The sequence below is a fragment of the Mucilaginibacter glaciei genome (genome assembly GCF_014773245.1).
Classification (GTDB): Bacteria; Bacteroidota; Bacteroidia; order Sphingobacteriales; family Sphingobacteriaceae; genus Mucilaginibacter; species Mucilaginibacter glaciei.
The window spans coordinates 1-14,853 of the sequence record NZ_JACWMX010000014.1; the positions used below are offsets into that span (position 1 = coordinate 1).

The 14,853-nt window shown below is 40.1% G+C and carries 15 protein-coding genes and 1 pseudogene; 10 read left to right on the forward strand and 6 right to left on the reverse strand.

Annotation, left to right across the window (positions count from 1 at the left end):
• Window positions 1-691 precede the first annotated feature (691 nt).
• Window positions 692-2,839 (forward strand): PAS domain-containing sensor histidine kinase, encoded by a 2,148-nt coding sequence (locus IDJ76_RS20525; RefSeq protein WP_191166229.1) that lies wholly within the window; start codon window positions 692-694, stop codon window positions 2,837-2,839.
• 147 nt (window positions 2,840-2,986) lie between these two features.
• The gene (locus IDJ76_RS20530) at window positions 2,987-3,280 is read left to right on the forward strand and encodes a CBS domain-containing protein (RefSeq protein ID WP_191166231.1); all 294 of its coding nucleotides are present in this window, start codon (window positions 2,987-2,989) and stop codon (window positions 3,278-3,280) included.
• A 184-nt stretch (window positions 3,281-3,464) separates the two neighbouring features.
• Here IDJ76_RS20530 and IDJ76_RS20535 read toward each other — a convergent pair whose 3' ends face one another.
• The 6 genes from IDJ76_RS20535 to IDJ76_RS20560 all read right to left on the reverse strand — a co-directional run bounded on the left by IDJ76_RS20535 (window position 3,465) and on the right by IDJ76_RS20560 (window position 7,712).
• A complete protein-coding gene (locus tag IDJ76_RS20535) occupies window positions 3,465-3,755 on the reverse strand; it encodes a hypothetical protein (RefSeq protein WP_191166233.1) in 291 nt (96 codons plus the stop codon).
• 638 nt (window positions 3,756-4,393) lie between these two features.
• On the reverse strand, window positions 4,394-4,690 hold the full coding sequence (locus IDJ76_RS20540; protein WP_191166235.1) for a hypothetical protein: 297 nt from the start codon (window positions 4,688-4,690) through the stop codon (window positions 4,394-4,396).
• Between the two features lie 90 nt (window positions 4,691-4,780).
• Window positions 4,781-5,221 (reverse strand): Hsp20/alpha crystallin family protein, encoded by a 441-nt coding sequence (locus IDJ76_RS20545; protein ID WP_191166237.1) that lies wholly within the window; start codon window positions 5,219-5,221, stop codon window positions 4,781-4,783.
• A 126-nt stretch (window positions 5,222-5,347) separates the two neighbouring features.
• A complete protein-coding gene (locus tag IDJ76_RS20550; RefSeq protein WP_191166239.1) occupies window positions 5,348-5,599 on the reverse strand; it encodes a hypothetical protein in 252 nt (83 codons plus the stop codon).
• Between the two features lie 200 nt (window positions 5,600-5,799).
• Complete coding sequence (locus IDJ76_RS20555) at window positions 5,800-6,168, reverse strand: response regulator (protein ID WP_191166276.1); 369 nt, start codon at window positions 6,166-6,168, stop codon at window positions 5,800-5,802.
• Complete coding sequence (locus IDJ76_RS20560; RefSeq protein WP_224746434.1) at window positions 6,168-7,712, reverse strand: PAS domain-containing sensor histidine kinase; 1,545 nt, start codon at window positions 7,710-7,712, stop codon at window positions 6,168-6,170. Before IDJ76_RS20560 ends, IDJ76_RS20555 begins: the two co-directional genes overlap by 1 nt.
• Window positions 7,713-7,980: 268 nt before the next feature.
• Between IDJ76_RS20560 and IDJ76_RS20565 the strand changes: the two genes are divergently transcribed.
• The 8 genes and pseudogenes from IDJ76_RS20565 (at window position 7,981) to IDJ76_RS20600 (ending at window position 14,792) form a co-directional block, all read left to right on the forward strand.
• Complete coding sequence (locus IDJ76_RS20565) at window positions 7,981-8,337, forward strand: hypothetical protein (RefSeq protein ID WP_191166241.1); 357 nt, start codon at window positions 7,981-7,983, stop codon at window positions 8,335-8,337.
• Entirely contained in the window at window positions 8,249-9,019 is a 771-nt protein-coding gene (ku, locus tag IDJ76_RS20570; RefSeq protein WP_191166243.1) for a non-homologous end joining protein Ku, read from the forward strand. Before IDJ76_RS20565 ends, ku begins: the two co-directional genes overlap by 89 nt.
• Window positions 9,019-9,474, forward strand: a complete 456-nt coding sequence (locus IDJ76_RS20575; RefSeq protein ID WP_191166245.1) for a hypothetical protein — start codon at window positions 9,019-9,021, stop codon at window positions 9,472-9,474. Before ku ends, IDJ76_RS20575 begins: the two co-directional genes overlap by 1 nt.
• A gap of 18 nt (window positions 9,475-9,492) precedes the next feature.
• A complete protein-coding gene (locus IDJ76_RS20580) occupies window positions 9,493-10,266 on the forward strand; it encodes a DNA-formamidopyrimidine glycosylase family protein (RefSeq protein ID WP_191166246.1) in 774 nt (257 codons plus the stop codon).
• 19 nt (window positions 10,267-10,285) lie between these two features.
• Window positions 10,286-11,062 (forward strand): exodeoxyribonuclease III, encoded by a 777-nt coding sequence (gene xth / locus IDJ76_RS20585; protein ID WP_191166248.1) that lies wholly within the window; start codon window positions 10,286-10,288, stop codon window positions 11,060-11,062.
• 121 nt (window positions 11,063-11,183) lie between these two features.
• On the forward strand, window positions 11,184-11,612 hold the full coding sequence (locus IDJ76_RS20590; RefSeq protein WP_191166250.1) for a DUF1810 domain-containing protein: 429 nt from the start codon (window positions 11,184-11,186) through the stop codon (window positions 11,610-11,612).
• A gap of 291 nt (window positions 11,613-11,903) precedes the next feature.
• Window positions 11,904-13,285 (forward strand): annotated as a pseudogene (locus tag IDJ76_RS21190) (FAD-dependent oxidoreductase).
• A gap of 22 nt (window positions 13,286-13,307) precedes the next feature.
• The gene (locus IDJ76_RS20600; RefSeq protein WP_191166252.1) at window positions 13,308-14,792 is read left to right on the forward strand and encodes an alpha-amylase; all 1,485 of its coding nucleotides are present in this window, start codon (window positions 13,308-13,310) and stop codon (window positions 14,790-14,792) included.
• Window positions 14,793-14,853: the final 61 nt, after the last annotated feature.

The window sequence follows — 14,853 nt, forward strand, 5'->3', positions numbered from 1 at the left end:
ATCAATAGAGCTTCCTCCAGTTTTGTTATGAGCCATTTTTACAATAGTAAATTAGGGATCTGCAATATTATACGTTAAATATAACATTGCTATTACATTTTAAAGAATTAATATTAACAGAGAAGTTGTGATCTTTAAACCCCGCAAATTCTCACGTTCCATATCTTCTTAACTTCATGTAATTTTTCAGGAGTTACGCGTTTAATGATATAATCTGAAATTTCAATGATCTTTTAGCTTTCTCGATATCAACCAGACCCATTGATGACGTTGCCATGTATTCATGCTTAAAATTGCAAAGAAATAGTTCGTCTCAAAATGTCTTAATCAATAAAAAGAGTTCTCGTTATCTACTAACGGTTAAATAAGGACCTCAGAAGAAATAGAACAAGCTATAAATATTATGAATTTCAATTCGGTTTTTAACTGCCGCTTCCTTTCAAACTCGCAAAATCGAAGGATATAGCGGTCTGTCCAATATTTAAACAGAATTAAGAAGTAATGTTACGTATCCAATTTATCTATAGCCGTTCCGAATAGTCACCGCTTGTTAAAATATTTTGTTAATACCCGGTAACATCAAAACAAATCTTATCTAAAAGATATTATATCGGCCTAACTATTTTTTATAACATTTCGTTAGGTCATTTTAATATCAAAGCGCAATGCTTAATTTTTAAACAAGGTCACTATGCGACTATTTACAAAAGGCAAAGCATTTGCCGGAATATTATTGGCCAAAGTAAAAGTAAACTACACGAAAAAATCCGTTCGTATATTTAATTATTATTTTCTGCTTTTAGCTATCTGTTGCCTTGGGGCTACATACTTATTCAATCGCCATCCTGCCAGCTTTGAACTTGGCGTAGATCAATCCATTACCATTACTGCATTATTGCTTACCGTTTTGCTGTTTTTTCAACTGGTTAGAGTCAACAAGGGTAAAAAAGCCGCCGAACGCAAATTACAAATCACACAGGTCCGGTTCGATAAAGTTTACAATGCTGGAATAGTGGGATTGCTGTTTACACGTTTAGACGGGGTTGTCATTCAGGCTAATGATTGTTTCTTAAGCATGATTGGCTATTCAGCGGACGAGCTGGCAAAAGGATTGGTGAGCTGGAAAACACTTACGCCCGAAAAGTTCCAGTCGGCGTCCGCTCACGCGGTTGAACAATTAAAAACCCTGGGTTATTGTGAACCATTTGAAAAAGAGTACCTTAGAAAAGATGGCACAACGGTCTCCGTTATTCTCGCTTCCTCACTGCTCGATAGCAATGATTCCGCCGATGCCGTTACCTTTATCATCGATATTTCCCATAAACAACAAGCAAGGGTCAGGGAAGATGAATTGAATCAGTATATTTTAAAACAAAAAGAAGAATTGCAGCGCTTACTGATGAACGCTCCCGCAATGATCTCACTACGCCGTGGGCCGGAACTACGCCTGGAATTCAGTAATCAGGCGTCCAGGGATTATTCAGGCAATAAGGATCACCTGGGCTTAACACCAAAAGAAATCGCCGCAAAATTCAATATAAACACTGGTACGGGGATGCTGGAAAAAGTCTATCGAACCGGGGAAAGTTTCACTGCTAAAGCTTTTAATCTGAAGTTTGACCGCACCGGCAACGGCCAAATGGAAGAAGCATGGTTCGACTTTGTTTTGGAGCCGCTGATGGACGAACAAGGCCGGATCGACGGTGTGGCATCATTCGGGTTTGACGTAACGGATATGGTTAAGGCCAATATGGAGTTAAAGGAGAGTGAAAACCGTTTCCGCTTCCTCGCCGATTCGCTGGCCCATAAGATATGGACCTGCGGCCCGGATGGGAAAGCGAATTACTACAATAAAGGCTGGTATGATTACCTAAATGCTGGCACCTTCGAGGAGTTGCATACCGCTATTTGGGCCTCGATCCATCCTGATGACCTTCAGGCGGCTCAAAGCCTTTGGGCGAAAGCCGTGGTCACGGGCGACGATCTCGAACTGGAACAACGTTTTAAGAATGCTAAGGGCGAATATCAATGGCACTTAACCCGCTGCTGTGCACATAAAAACACGGCGGGCGAAATTGTTTTATGGGTCGGTTCCTGTACGAATATCCAGGATCAAAAAGTGGTACAGGAAACTGCTGATCTTCTTTCCAGGAAAAAGGATGAGTTTTTGGGCATCGCCAGCCATGAGTTGAAAACGCCGATCACCAGTATGAAAGCATCATTACAAATCCTCGACAACCTGCCTGATGAAGATTTTAAGCCTGCAAAGGTGAAGTCATTTGTCGGCATGGCTAATCGGCAGGTTAAAAAGCTCAACGCTATAGTTGATGAATTGTTGGATGTGACGCGGATCGAATCAGGAAAGATGGCATTGAATTACACCACTTATTCTCTTTCGGATTCGGTTCGAGACTGCGCGGAAGAGATCAGATCTTATGCAAAAGACAAGTATATTATATTGACGACTTCTCCCGATATCATGGTTATCGCAGATAAGGTTAGACTCGAGCAAGTAATTGTGAACTTACTGACGAACGCTGCCAAATACTCACCCGCAGGAGGAACTATCTCCATCGAATTAGAAAATCGAGGTGGGGTGGTTAGGTTGACGGTGATTGATAACGGAATAGGTATTCCGCCCTCTCGTCAGAGAATGATATTTGAGAAATTCTCCCGTGCGCACGAAGCATCGCAAAAATATTCGGGTTTGGGTCTTGGCCTTTATATTTCCAGCCAGATCGTCCGGCAGCACGGCGGGGATATAGGAGTATATAGCGAGGCAGGAAACGGGGCAAAATTTTGGTTTGAACTGCCTCTATATCCCGATAGTCCTAATTAAGTTTAAAACAATAATAATTGTTATGGAATACTCCTATAAGTTGTCTTTGTTTATAAATGATTTATAGACAGTACTTAAAATAAAAAGATGTTCAATAATTCGAATTTAATCGATAGGGAACCCATATCTGTTTCTGTCCTTGAAGATATGAGCCAGATAAGAGAGTGGTTACAGGAACACCCTTACATGGTTATAATTGACGAGGATCTCGAAAAAGTAGGGATTGTTACCGCTAAGGATTACCTTAATTACCCCAATCACTGCTTAATCGACTGTGATTTTATAAAACCGATCGTGTCAATGGATCAAACTGCTAATGATGTATTTTTACTTATGAAAGAATCGGATAACAACTATCTACCGGTACATGAAAATCATAAATTCATCGGCGTTATAAGTCTAATTTCGTTAACTGAATATTTTATGCAGCAAATTAGGTAAAAAATTTACCGATCTAATCAGGCCAAAGATGATTAGATCTGCTGATGTAAATAATAGTAAAGGCATCCTCTTAGGCCGTGAAAAGACTGGGTAAAGGAGCGATCAGGCTTAGGGGAGCACAACAGCCCCAGAAGTTTCAAAATGACTGATTCAACCCAGATTTTACGTGATCTGAGCGCGATTTTTATAGTAACTCAATAATAAAAAATAATGCTAAGCCAAAGAAGTAACCAACTGCGATGAAATTGCTGAGCTGCAGGTATAAAATCGCGGTTTCAGCATCTAAAGCATAATGCTCATCAAAGGTAGAAGCTTTAGCCAGTCGAAGATCACTTAACCTGATCTCACCACATCTTGACCTTGGTATGCGGGTAAAATGATCCATTTTTACTTCTAAAAAATGTGCCCGTAAAAGACAATAAGTGTATCCAGATCCTGATACCAAGGTGAAAAATAAAAAAAGTTCACTATACATAATTAGGGTAGGTTAGGTAAGCAACTATCGATAATTAACTGTGGCAGCAACAAATTGAGTTAAATTTTAAGATCCGGCAAGGAAATTAAAATTTATCTTTCTAAGTTGTATTATAAAATCTAATTCTGATTTTATTTGGGATTTTAAATTTTTTTACCATTTATCTAGAAATAATTGATCACGCATTTTCTGAAGGTATATCTTTGGGTATTTTATGATTTTATACGGAAGTAAATAAAAGAGGTTATATGGTTTGTAACTTTTAAATTACAATTAATATTAGTATCAATTAATTATCCATTAGGCAGTTGGGGAAACAATTATTGGACATTTAGCGGATGAGCAGGTAAGCAGATTTGGCGCAATAGTTATCGAAACTAAAGTTTGAAGAATTGATTGTAAACAGTGTCGACAGGACGGCTGCAAATATCTTAACTCTTTACATGGCCTAGAAAAAAAGAGCTTTTGCTAGTGCCTTACGATCTGCTAACACCTGAAGCAGTCGTCTGTCAAGGATTGCAACGGCATCCTTTTCAATGAAAAGATATAGTGGAAAGCCTGGCCGGTGGGACAGCCAATATCATATTACAGTGGTATATCTAATAACTATATGTCAATTAGAGTGGTAATAGATCATATTACAACAAAAAAATCTTATCAAGCCTATTACGTAAATGTTTTTGAATCTTTTGACGATCAAACTCTTCGGGAACGTCTTTAAAGTCAATCATCGCTAAAGTCTTGCCATCTTCCTTATCAAAACTTGCAATAACTAATACGCTACCATCAATTAATTTCGCCTCTTTGATATTCTCTTTGTTCGTTTCTTTAAATATAAGTTTTGAATCCCTGCTCATTTCAGTTTCTAACCTTTGTAATATAACTTCTTTAGACAGTGATAGCGTTTTTTGCGCAGATGTGGTAAATTTTTTCATGGGATCTTTGTGAACTAAATTTTAAAATTTAAAGCCAGCAAAAAAAAACGGGCTGAGAAAATCAGCCCGTTTTCTAAATGATTTGTTAAATTACTTTAATTCAATTTGGCGGGTTGCCATTTTTGCCTCTTCTTTTTTGGCAATATCCACTTTCAGTATGCCGTCTTCATAATGCGCATCAATTTGGTTGTGGTCGGCCACTTCCGGCAAAGTAAATGAACGGACGAAAGACGAATAACTAAACTCACGTTTAGCATACTGTTTAGTTTCCTCAGCGTTTTCAGTTTGATTTTCTACAGCAATGCTCAACACATTCCTGTCCAGGCTGATCTTAAAATCCTGTTTCTTTAAACCCGGCGCAGCAAGATCTACATGGAAGTGATCTTTAGTTTCGCTGATGTTGACAGCAGGTACACGGGTCACCATGCGGTCGTTAAAAAATGTGTCATTAAAGATCGATTCAAAAACGTCATTAAAGCCTGGCATTAATGCGTTCGCTCCTTTGTTGTTGTTAAATTTAACCAGTGTCATGGCTTTTTTTTTAATGTTATGATTTAATTTTAACTGAATAGTGATGTACAAATCAAATACCAAGATAAGGATGCCGAAAAATTTTCAGTTTTACGCTGAAAATTTTTCAGTCCCGCTGTCATTTTTTCAGAGGCTGAGATTTTTGAAAACATCTCTCGTAATGATGCGGACGTTATAGGCAATATCATCCAGCGTACAATGTAATATCTTGGCCGGTAAAGGAATGCCATTTTGTACTTCGGTCAAATCCATGTATAAAATTGAACTTTCCAATTTATCATCTGAACCTTTAAATTGTTCGATAATCGCTATCGCCTTTTCCTTGTCTGATCCAAGATCAAAGTTGCCAAAGGTTTCAAATCCAGATGGCGTTTTCATGTGCAATGAAATTTGAAATTTGGTTTCCATATTTATGACTTTTTCAAACAATGGCAAGTCCTGTACCAATTTAAAATATCACGAAATTAAAGCCGATGTTTAATTTGCAAAAATTGAATGAAGCTTTATCGGATAAACCAATAGCTTCCAAATACATCTGTGGATGCTAAATTATATGGTAATTTAAAGAAAGGGTATTTTTAATTGATTATGTATTGCTGGACTTTTTTTAATAAAAGGTCAAGGTCAAAAGGTTTTGCCATAAAATCGTTGGCTCCAGCGTTCATAGCTATTTGCTCACCATCTCTGCTTGCAGATATGACAATTACAGGTAACTCTTTTGTTTCCAAGTTTTTTCGCAGCGTTTTAAGCACCTGGTCACCTGTTAATACCGGCATCCATAAATCTAATAACAATAAATCCGGGTGTTCCCGCTCAATGGCTTCATACAAACTCAAGCTGTTTTTTATAGGAATGGTATCATAGCCACTTCCCTCTAAAACAATCTCAAGCATATCTAAAATCCCTTCATCATCGTCGCAGATCAGAATAGTTTTGTTCTTTACCATCACAATGTTTTGGTGCAAGGAAGTGTAAAATTAAACGTAGAACCTTTACCAGGTTCGCTCTCTACCCAGAGGGTACCGCCGTGGTTTTTGACAATCTGATCGCATATATAAAGTCCAATTCCCATGCCCGGAAATCGTTGCTGAATTTCGCCAACTCGGTAAAAACGCTCAAAGATCTTTTTATGATCTTCCTGTTTAATTCCCATTCCTTCATCTTTTAAAGAAAATTTGATGAAGTCGCTAACTTTGGATAAATAAACAGTAATTATCTTGTTATCAGGTGAATACTTGATTGCATTAGAGAGCAAATTGTTAATCACTTGAATAATGTGCGATTCGTCAGCTAAAATTTGCTCATTAGTACTGCCTTCAATTATAAGTTTATGGGAATTTGTTGCTACCTGTATGGCTTCAACAGTTTCATGAACAATTTTGTCAAAGTCAAAATTTTCTTTGTGTAATTCGATGTTTCCTGTCTGAATCCTTGAAACATCTAATAGTTCGGTAATCAGATTATTTAATCTGTCTATATACATTCCTGTTTTATTAAGGACTGATTTAAATTTGTCTCCGACTTCCGGTGGTACGATTTTCTGCATCATCTGCACGAGGCCCTTAATTGTGGTTAACGGCGTTTTCAACTCGTGACTGGCGATAGATAAAAAGTCATCCTTTCGCCTTTCTATTTCTCTGCGCTCCGTAATATCTTCAATAGCAATCAGAATACGATTTTTATACTGTCCTTCCAACTCGATACGATGCGCATTGAGCAGCATTAGCTTTTTTCCGATATAAGGAAAATCGTGTTCCACTTCAAACTCTTCAACGGGGTTATTACTTGGAAGTATATTTTCCAAAAGTTCCTTCAAGGCGGGAATATTCCATTGCCCATTACCAAGATCATACAGTAGCTTACCTTCTGTATCGCTTTTTGTTACTTTAAAAGTCTTTAAAAAATGATCATTCGCACTAAGCACTCTAAAATTGGGGTCGAGAACGATCAAACTTTCCCTTACCGTCTGAACTATACTGGCCAGATAGTCTTCACTTTCTTTAAGGCCCTTAGTTCGATCTTCTATTCGCTGCTCCATAACATCCTTTTGATGCTGTAGACTAAGCTCTGCTTTTTTGCGCCCGGTTACATCATTTTGAACACCTATGAAATAATTTACGTTTCCATTTTCATCTTTAACCGGCGACATAAAAAGCTCGTTGTAAAAAAGGGTACCATCTTTTCTATAATTGCGTATATCAACAACGCAATCAGTTCCGTTTTTAATTGCATTCCTAAGAGCTTCCCGCTCTTTCTGATCCCGATCCTCTTTCTGTAAAAAGCGACAGTTGTGACCTATTATTTCATCTCTGTTATACCCTGATATTAATTCAAAGGCTTTGTTACAATATATAATTGGATTATCAGGCAGTCGGTTATCTGTTAAAATAATTCCTGAGATTGCAGCATCAAGTGCTTTTGTTAGAAGCGCGAAGTCTTCGTTTAGCGTATTTTGAGAAGGATTGAATTCTCCATTTATTAAACTATTCAAATTGATCGTATTTAAAAGAAAATATTTCTCATAAACAACAATCTTGCCAATCGATTCATGTTTTATTATTGTTTCAATCTTGTTGCATACGTGGCCTTAAAGTTCTTCTCAACTTGATTAGTAATTCAACGACGAATTAGAGCTGTAAATATTTTAGGTGGTGCAATAATTGTGTTTAACACATCCGCATGCACTCTGAGGGTAAGCTACGCTATTCATCTTAGTGTTCCATAAAAAACAAAATGCTGTTCAAATAGTTGTACTATTTATGGAAAATTACCCTATCACCATCAGTAATGATAAAGATGTACACCACTTTGAAGTAGGCGAATATGTCCATCATGACGAAGATAAATGCAAATACAAGGTATTTGAAAATGGCGCGTATGTCGCCAGTTTTACCCCTGACGAACATGATTTTTTACATATCTGCCAAAATCCCGGCGGGCTGAATGAGGAATTGCTGCACCTTGTGGCTGACCAGATCGAGGCGCACCACCCAATGGGCATTAATGATAACATTAGAAAATTAAAGTATGAGAAGTATTTGGACCGGCTCGATTGGTTTTGGATTGGTAAGTATCCCTGTAAAATTGTATTCTGCGGTACAGGAAACAAGGCTTGACCTGGATATGCTGGACAGTCGTGACCATGCACATATCAAATTTCAGCGAGTCAATGAAAACACGAAAAAGGAAGTACCTTACGACAAGATCGTGAAGGCGTATAAATATGATGACGACTATGTGGTCGTCGAAGAAGCGGATTTCGAGGCGGCAGCACCGGAAAAAACCAAGGTAATCGAGATCGAGAACTTCGTTGATGTCGCGGCGGTCAACCCGATGTATTACGAAACTTCGTATTATACAGCCCCGGCCACAAAGAAAAACAAAGCTTATGCCTTGTTGCTTTCAGCACTGAAAAAATCAGGGAAAGCAGGTTTGGCGCGTTTTGTATTACGCAGCACGGAAAGTTTGTGCGTGGTACATCCGGTCGAAAACGCATTGGTAGTGACGCGTATTCGTTTTGCTCAGCAGATCAGAGAACAGGAAGACTTGGAACTGGATGAGAAGGTGGAAGTAAGCGATAAAGAACTCAAAATGGGGCTGGCTCTGATCGATCAATATACGGAACCGATGGACCTCGCTAAGTATAAAGATGAGTACCATAACGATCTGTTGAAGATTATCGAACAAAAAGCGAAAGGCAAGCGCCCAACTATTAAAAAGCTTAAACCAACGAAAGCTAAAGGAGATGACTTATACGACCAATTGATGAGTAGTTTAACCGCTAAAAAAGGAGCCTGATGAATAAGATCGAGAAAGCTGCGCTTACTGGGGTCGGGGGAACAACGGTTATGACGGCTTCAAGTTACCTGATGTCCCTGCTTGCAGATGAAAATTTTAGAGAGCCTGAACACCTGGAAGTATTGATCGGACGCCTGACACCTCATCTTTCTAAAAAGGCTAAAGTACTGGCCGGCTGGGGGGCGCATTTTGCCATGGGCTTTGTATTCGCTTCCGTTTATGTAGAATTGTGGGAGTATAAAAAGATCAAACATAATCTAAGAAATGGACTGCTACTTGGATTGATCAGTGGTGTGTTAGGATTTTTGATATGGAAAGCGACTTTTAAAGTACATCCCTTACCACCCTGGCTTAATTTTGAACATTACTATCTACAACGCATTCCGGCCCACGTCGTATTTGCTGTCGGAGCAACAATAACCTACAGATTGTTGGAGAAAGAAAAAAAACAATAGCAGATAATATTATCTAACATGGCTGAACTACCTGACCTAACCGTTTTCGCGCAAATCCTTACCCGTAAATATAAAGGTGAGGAGCTTGACAAAGTTGAAGTAACTGTAGAAAAAAAACTTAATGTTCCAGTTGCTGATCTAAAATCCGCATTGAAGGGTCAAAAACTGCTTAACGTTATCCGTGAAGGAAAGACCTTACAGTTACATTTTTCCAGTGACCAGATCGTTGGTCTTCATCTCATGCTACGGGGCGAATTGGTAGAATTGAATAATGGCAAAACACCCAGGTTCCAGGTCCTGGCTTTTCATTTCAAAAATGGTAGCGGCTTCTCTCTTATCGACCTTCAAAAACAAGCTACTCCCACACTTCAGCCAAAACCTGCGGTTGCGCCGGACGCACTTAATATCGACAAAAGCGTGTTTTCCGCTCTACTCGCAAAAAAACGAACCCTTATCAAAACCTTATTGATGGACCAAAAGGTTATAAGGGGTATCGGCAATTCTTATTCTGACGAAATTCTTTACCATGCCGGGGTGTCACCTTTTTCTATTCCGAAGGCTATACCTTCAAAAGACGTGGCCAAAATTTACAATAGTATTCGAACCGTATTGGAAAAAGCCATTCATGATATTGCTGGAGCCAACGGCGACAAACTCACGGGGGAATTGAAAGATTTTATGAATATTCATAGTCCGCAATTAAAAACCACTGCAAAGGGTGAAATCATCAAAACGGCAAAGATTGGCGGACGAACTACCTATTATACTGATGCTCAGGAACTTTTTGTCTAAGCAATAGACCAGCATAACGATGAAGATCGCAACTTATAACATCAACGGCATCAATGGTAGATTACCTAACCTGCTGCGCTGGCTGGCTGAAACGAAACCTGATGTCGTTTGCTTACAGGAACTTAAGTGTGAAACCCATAAATTTCCGGAACATGCGCTGCTCGGCCTCGGCTACCATGCCATCTGGCATGGACAAAAAAGCTGGAATGGTGTGGCAATTCTCTCCCGATACGGCGAAATTAAGGAGACACGAAAAGGATTAGAAGGCGAGCCGGAAGATACGCATAGTCGTTATATTGAAGCATTTATCAACGGAATAGTGATTGGCTGTTTGTATTTGCCGAATGGCAATCCGTTCCCTGGACCTAAGTTCGAGTACAAGTTGAGGTGGATCAACCGTTTGCAATCACATGCACACAAATTACTGTCTTTTGGCCTACCGGTCGCGCTGATTGGAGATTATAACATTATGCCTACGGAAATGGATACCTATAAGCCGGAGAAGTATATTGACAATGCACTATTCAGATCGGAAGTGCGCAAGCTATGGCGGGAACTGGTTAATGCCGGATGGACGGATGCAATCCGGAAATTATATCCTGACATGCGCTTCTACACTTTTTGGGATTACTTGCGCAATGCTTACGGACGGGACGCTGGTTTAAGGCTGGACCATTTCCTGCTGAACGAACCCTTGCGTTCACGGCTTTTATCGGCTTCGGTAGATAAAAGCGTTCGGGGCTGGGAACATTCCAGCGACCATGCGCCGGTATGGATCGAGATTGCTGAATTGTAAACAATTTTATAGCTTCAAGGTTTATAGCTGAAATTACGCAAACTGTCAAACTTGACGGTTATAATGAACATTAGTTATTAGGTGCAAGCGAGAATGATCCTTCAAATTGTTGTTTAGAAATATGGAATTGAGTAGATTTTTAACAGCCCAAGAACGGGATTATGAAACGGCGTTGGCAGAAATCAAAAATGGCCGTAAGCGTAGTCATTGGATGTGGTATATTTTTCCTCAGATCGCTGGCCTCGGTCTTAGTGAAACCAGTAAATTCTACGCCATAAAAGACATGGCGGAAGCCGAGGCTTATTTACTCCATCCCATCCTTGGCACCCGCCTTATTGAAATATCTAAGGTCTTGTTAGAACTCGAAGATTACCATGCCACGCGCATTTTTGGAAGCCCAGATGATTCAAAGCTTAAATCTTCGATGACGTTATTCGCGGCTTTACCCGAAACTGATTCTGTTTTTACGCAAGTTTTGAAAAAGTATTTTAATGGTATTAAAGATTGGGAAACCCTGCGGTTAATTAATCTGTCTGCCGGTGAAGGGTAATTCACCATTAGCTTTTTCAGCGATTGGCATTTCTTAGATAAGTAAAAAAAACTGGAAAGAAATTTATTTGTTAAAAAATATTTAAAATAACCACAATTAGATTATTAAGGGTTTTGTAATAGAAGTATGGCAACAAAAAAACAACCTTATATTTCCCGTGACGGAGCACAGAAAAGCATTTGGCAAAATGTTTTACCTTTTATAAACCCGAATGCAGCCATCGGGCTGGAAAACGTCTATGATGCTATCATTATAGGCAGCGGCATAACGGGACTTACAGCAGCATTGTTATTGCAAAATGCCGGGCGCAATATTCTGCTTGCTGATTCCCATACCATTGGATTCGGAACTACCGGCGGAACAAGTGCGCATATCAATACTTTCGCAGATACTACACATAAGGAAGCGGAGAGCGCTTTCGGTAAAGAAGGTGCTCAACTTTTTGCAGATGCGATTAACGAAGGTTTTGAATTAATTAGGTCCAATATTAAAAATTACCGGATCGAATGCGATTATGAAACAAAATCCGGCTTTTATATGCCGAAGATGAAAAACAGGCCGATCAACTCGATGAAGTATTTTCCGGGGCTAAAGCAGTGGGTGTTGCTGTAAACTACACGACCAAAGTACCAACCCCGCTAAGTATCGAGGCCGCGCTTGAATTTGAGGGGCAGGCGCAATTTCACCCGATTAAATATGCCTTTGCTTTGGCAAAAGCATTTACCGATGCCGGTGGTATTATTTTAGAACATACCAATATAGAGCGCACAGAAAAGGAAGGTGATATCCACATCGGCATCTCTGGAGAATTAAAGATCAAAGCGCGAAAGGTAATCTATGCAACACATATTCCGCCTGGTATTAATTCTTATAGCCTGCGTTGCGCGCCTTATCGTAGTTATGTTCTTGGTGTTAAGCTGAAAACAGAAACGTACCCCGATGCGCTGATCTATGACATGCAGGAGCCTTATCATTATTTCCGGACACATGAGATTGACGGTGAAAAATTATTGATCGCTGGCGGAAACGATCACAAAACCGGCCATGATGATCCAGAAAAAGCGTTTGCAGACCTGGAAAAATATGTACGTAAAAACTACGATGTATCATCCGTTAAATACCAATGGTCGAGCCAGTATTATGTACCCGTTGATGGTTTTCCTTATATAGGGCAAATGCCAGAAGCCTCAAATGGGATTTATTGCGCCACAGGATATAACGGCAACGGGATGATGCTGGGTAGTATAGCCGGGAAGATATTATCTGATTTGGTTCAGGGGAAAGCCAGTAAGTATGAAAAAGTATTTAGTCCTTCAAGATTGAAACCTGTTGCCGGTTTTACAGCTTTTGTACAGGAGAACGCCGACGTCGCCTATCATTTTGTTACTGACCGATTTGGTATTTATAAAACAGATTCTCTGAAAAGAATGCAGGCTGGTACGGGGAAGTTATTGGAGATCGATGGAAAAAAAATTGCGGCATACCGCGATGATCATGGGGAGATATTTGCACTCAGTCCGGTTTGTACACATGCGGGTTGCATCGTCAACTGGAACGGGGAGGAAAAGAGTTGGGATTGCCCTTGTCATGGAGCACGCTACGATATTTATGGAAAAGTGCTGACCGGCCCCGCTACACTTTCTTTAGCCAAAATAGAGATTGAAAAAAGATAGTATAAATTAAATACAAAAGTACATGGAAAACTTCACCATGCTGCAATTCTTTGAATGGTATTACCCTGCGGACGGCAGTCTTTGGAAACATTTAAAAAATGATGCCAAGCGTCTCAAAAAAATCGGAATTGATACGGTTTGGATTCCTCCCGCTCACAAAGGAATGGCGGGTGCACAGGCAAATGGCTACGACTCTTATGATCTTTACGATCTCGGAGAGTTCGACCAAAAAGGTTCGGTCGCGACAAAGTACGGCACTAAGCAGGAATTGATTGACGCCGTAGGTGCTGCACAGGCAGTCGGCCTCAAAATCTACGCGGATATTGTTTTTGACCATATGGGTGGTGCTGACGAAACGGAAATATTTACCGTTCGTAAGGTTAATCCAGAAAACCGGAATGAATTTATCAGTGAGCCATACGAGATCGAAGGGCATACAAAGTTTACATTCCCCGGACGTAAAGGTAAATACTCTGAATTTATTTGGGACTTTCATTGCTTTGCGGGCGTTGATTACGATGCAAAAACCAACGAGACTGCTATCTTCAGTATCCAAAACGAATATGGTGAAGGCTGGCAGATGGTAGTATCCAAAGAAAATGGCAATTACGATTTTCTCATGCTTGATGACCTGGAACTACGCAATCCGAGTGTACGAGAGGAATTGAAGCGCTGGGGCAAATGGTTCTTTGAAACCGTTGGTTTCAACGGATTCCGCTTAGATGCGATAAAGCATATGGACACGACTTTTTTCAACGAGTGGCTTGATTATTTAAGGGCTGAATTGGGCCATGAATTTTTTACTGTAGGCGAATATTGGACCCCTTATGATCTGCCCGCCATGTTGGAATATATCGATGTTACTGGTGGCCGGATGTCCTTGTTTGATGCACCTTTGCAAGCTAATTTGCATAAGGCATCCAATGCTGGTAATATGTATGATCTGCGTACCATATTTGATAGTACGTTAGTACAGGTCAATCCCGCACTGGCGGTGACTTTAGTCGAAAATCATGATACTCAGCCTTTACAATCATTAGAGCAACCGGTGCAAGCTTGGTTTCGGCCTATAGCCTATTCGCTTATTTTGTTGCGTCAAGCCGGCTACCCCTGTGTATTTTATACCGATTTGTACGGTTCATGCTATAAGGACAAAGGTAATGATGGGGAGGAACATGAGGTAATAATGCCTAAAACCGATGAATTAGAAAAATTATTATTTGTACGAAAGGAACTTGCTTACGGTGAGCAGCGTGACTATTTTGATCACTTTAACTGCATCGGCTGGACAAGAAGCGGCGACGAAAAACACCATAATTCAGGATGCGCGGTATTGATCTCCAACGGCGACAGCGGAAACAAACGAATGGAGGTCGGCTCGAATTTGGCTGGGAAGACTTTCGTTGATGCGTTAAAAAAAATCAATGAGGAAATCATAATCGGTGATGACGGTTGGGCTGAATTTAAAGTAAACGCCGGCTCTGTCTCGGTATGGGTATTGAAATAAGTTACCCGTTATTATGGCGCGGCGGATGAGAATGTATTCGGCGCGTGTTTTTCCGTCCGGG

Bases quoted from the DNA above. Each gene is read 5' to 3' on its own strand.
- IDJ76_RS20525 (WP_191166229.1), top strand. From the start codon at position 692: ATGCGACTATTTACAAAAGGCAAAGCATTTGCCGGAATATTATTGGCC.
- IDJ76_RS20530 (WP_191166231.1), top strand. From the start codon at position 2,987: ATGAGCCAGATAAGAGAGTGGTTACAGGAACACCCTTACATGGTTATA.
- IDJ76_RS20535 (WP_191166233.1), bottom strand. From the start codon at position 3,755: ATGTATAGTGAACTTTTTTTATTTTTCACCTTGGTATCAGGATCTGGA.
- IDJ76_RS20540 (WP_191166235.1), bottom strand. From the start codon at position 4,690: ATGAAAAAATTTACCACATCTGCGCAAAAAACGCTATCACTGTCTAAA.
- IDJ76_RS20545 (WP_191166237.1), bottom strand. From the start codon at position 5,221: ATGACACTGGTTAAATTTAACAACAACAAAGGAGCGAACGCATTAATG.
- IDJ76_RS20550 (WP_191166239.1), bottom strand. From the start codon at position 5,599: ATGAAAACGCCATCTGGATTTGAAACCTTTGGCAACTTTGATCTTGGA.
- IDJ76_RS20555 (WP_191166276.1), bottom strand. From the start codon at position 6,168: ATGGTAAAGAACAAAACTATTCTGATCTGCGACGATGATGAAGGGATT.
- IDJ76_RS20565 (WP_191166241.1), top strand. From the start codon at position 7,981: ATGGAAAATTACCCTATCACCATCAGTAATGATAAAGATGTACACCAC.
- ku (WP_191166243.1), top strand. From the start codon at position 8,249: ATGAGAAGTATTTGGACCGGCTCGATTGGTTTTGGATTGGTAAGTATC.
- IDJ76_RS20575 (WP_191166245.1), top strand. From the start codon at position 9,019: ATGAATAAGATCGAGAAAGCTGCGCTTACTGGGGTCGGGGGAACAACG.
- IDJ76_RS20580 (WP_191166246.1), top strand. From the start codon at position 9,493: ATGGCTGAACTACCTGACCTAACCGTTTTCGCGCAAATCCTTACCCGT.
- xth (WP_191166248.1), top strand. From the start codon at position 10,286: ATGAAGATCGCAACTTATAACATCAACGGCATCAATGGTAGATTACCT.
- IDJ76_RS20590 (WP_191166250.1), top strand. From the start codon at position 11,184: ATGGAATTGAGTAGATTTTTAACAGCCCAAGAACGGGATTATGAAACG.
- IDJ76_RS20600 (WP_191166252.1), top strand. From the start codon at position 13,308: ATGGAAAACTTCACCATGCTGCAATTCTTTGAATGGTATTACCCTGCG.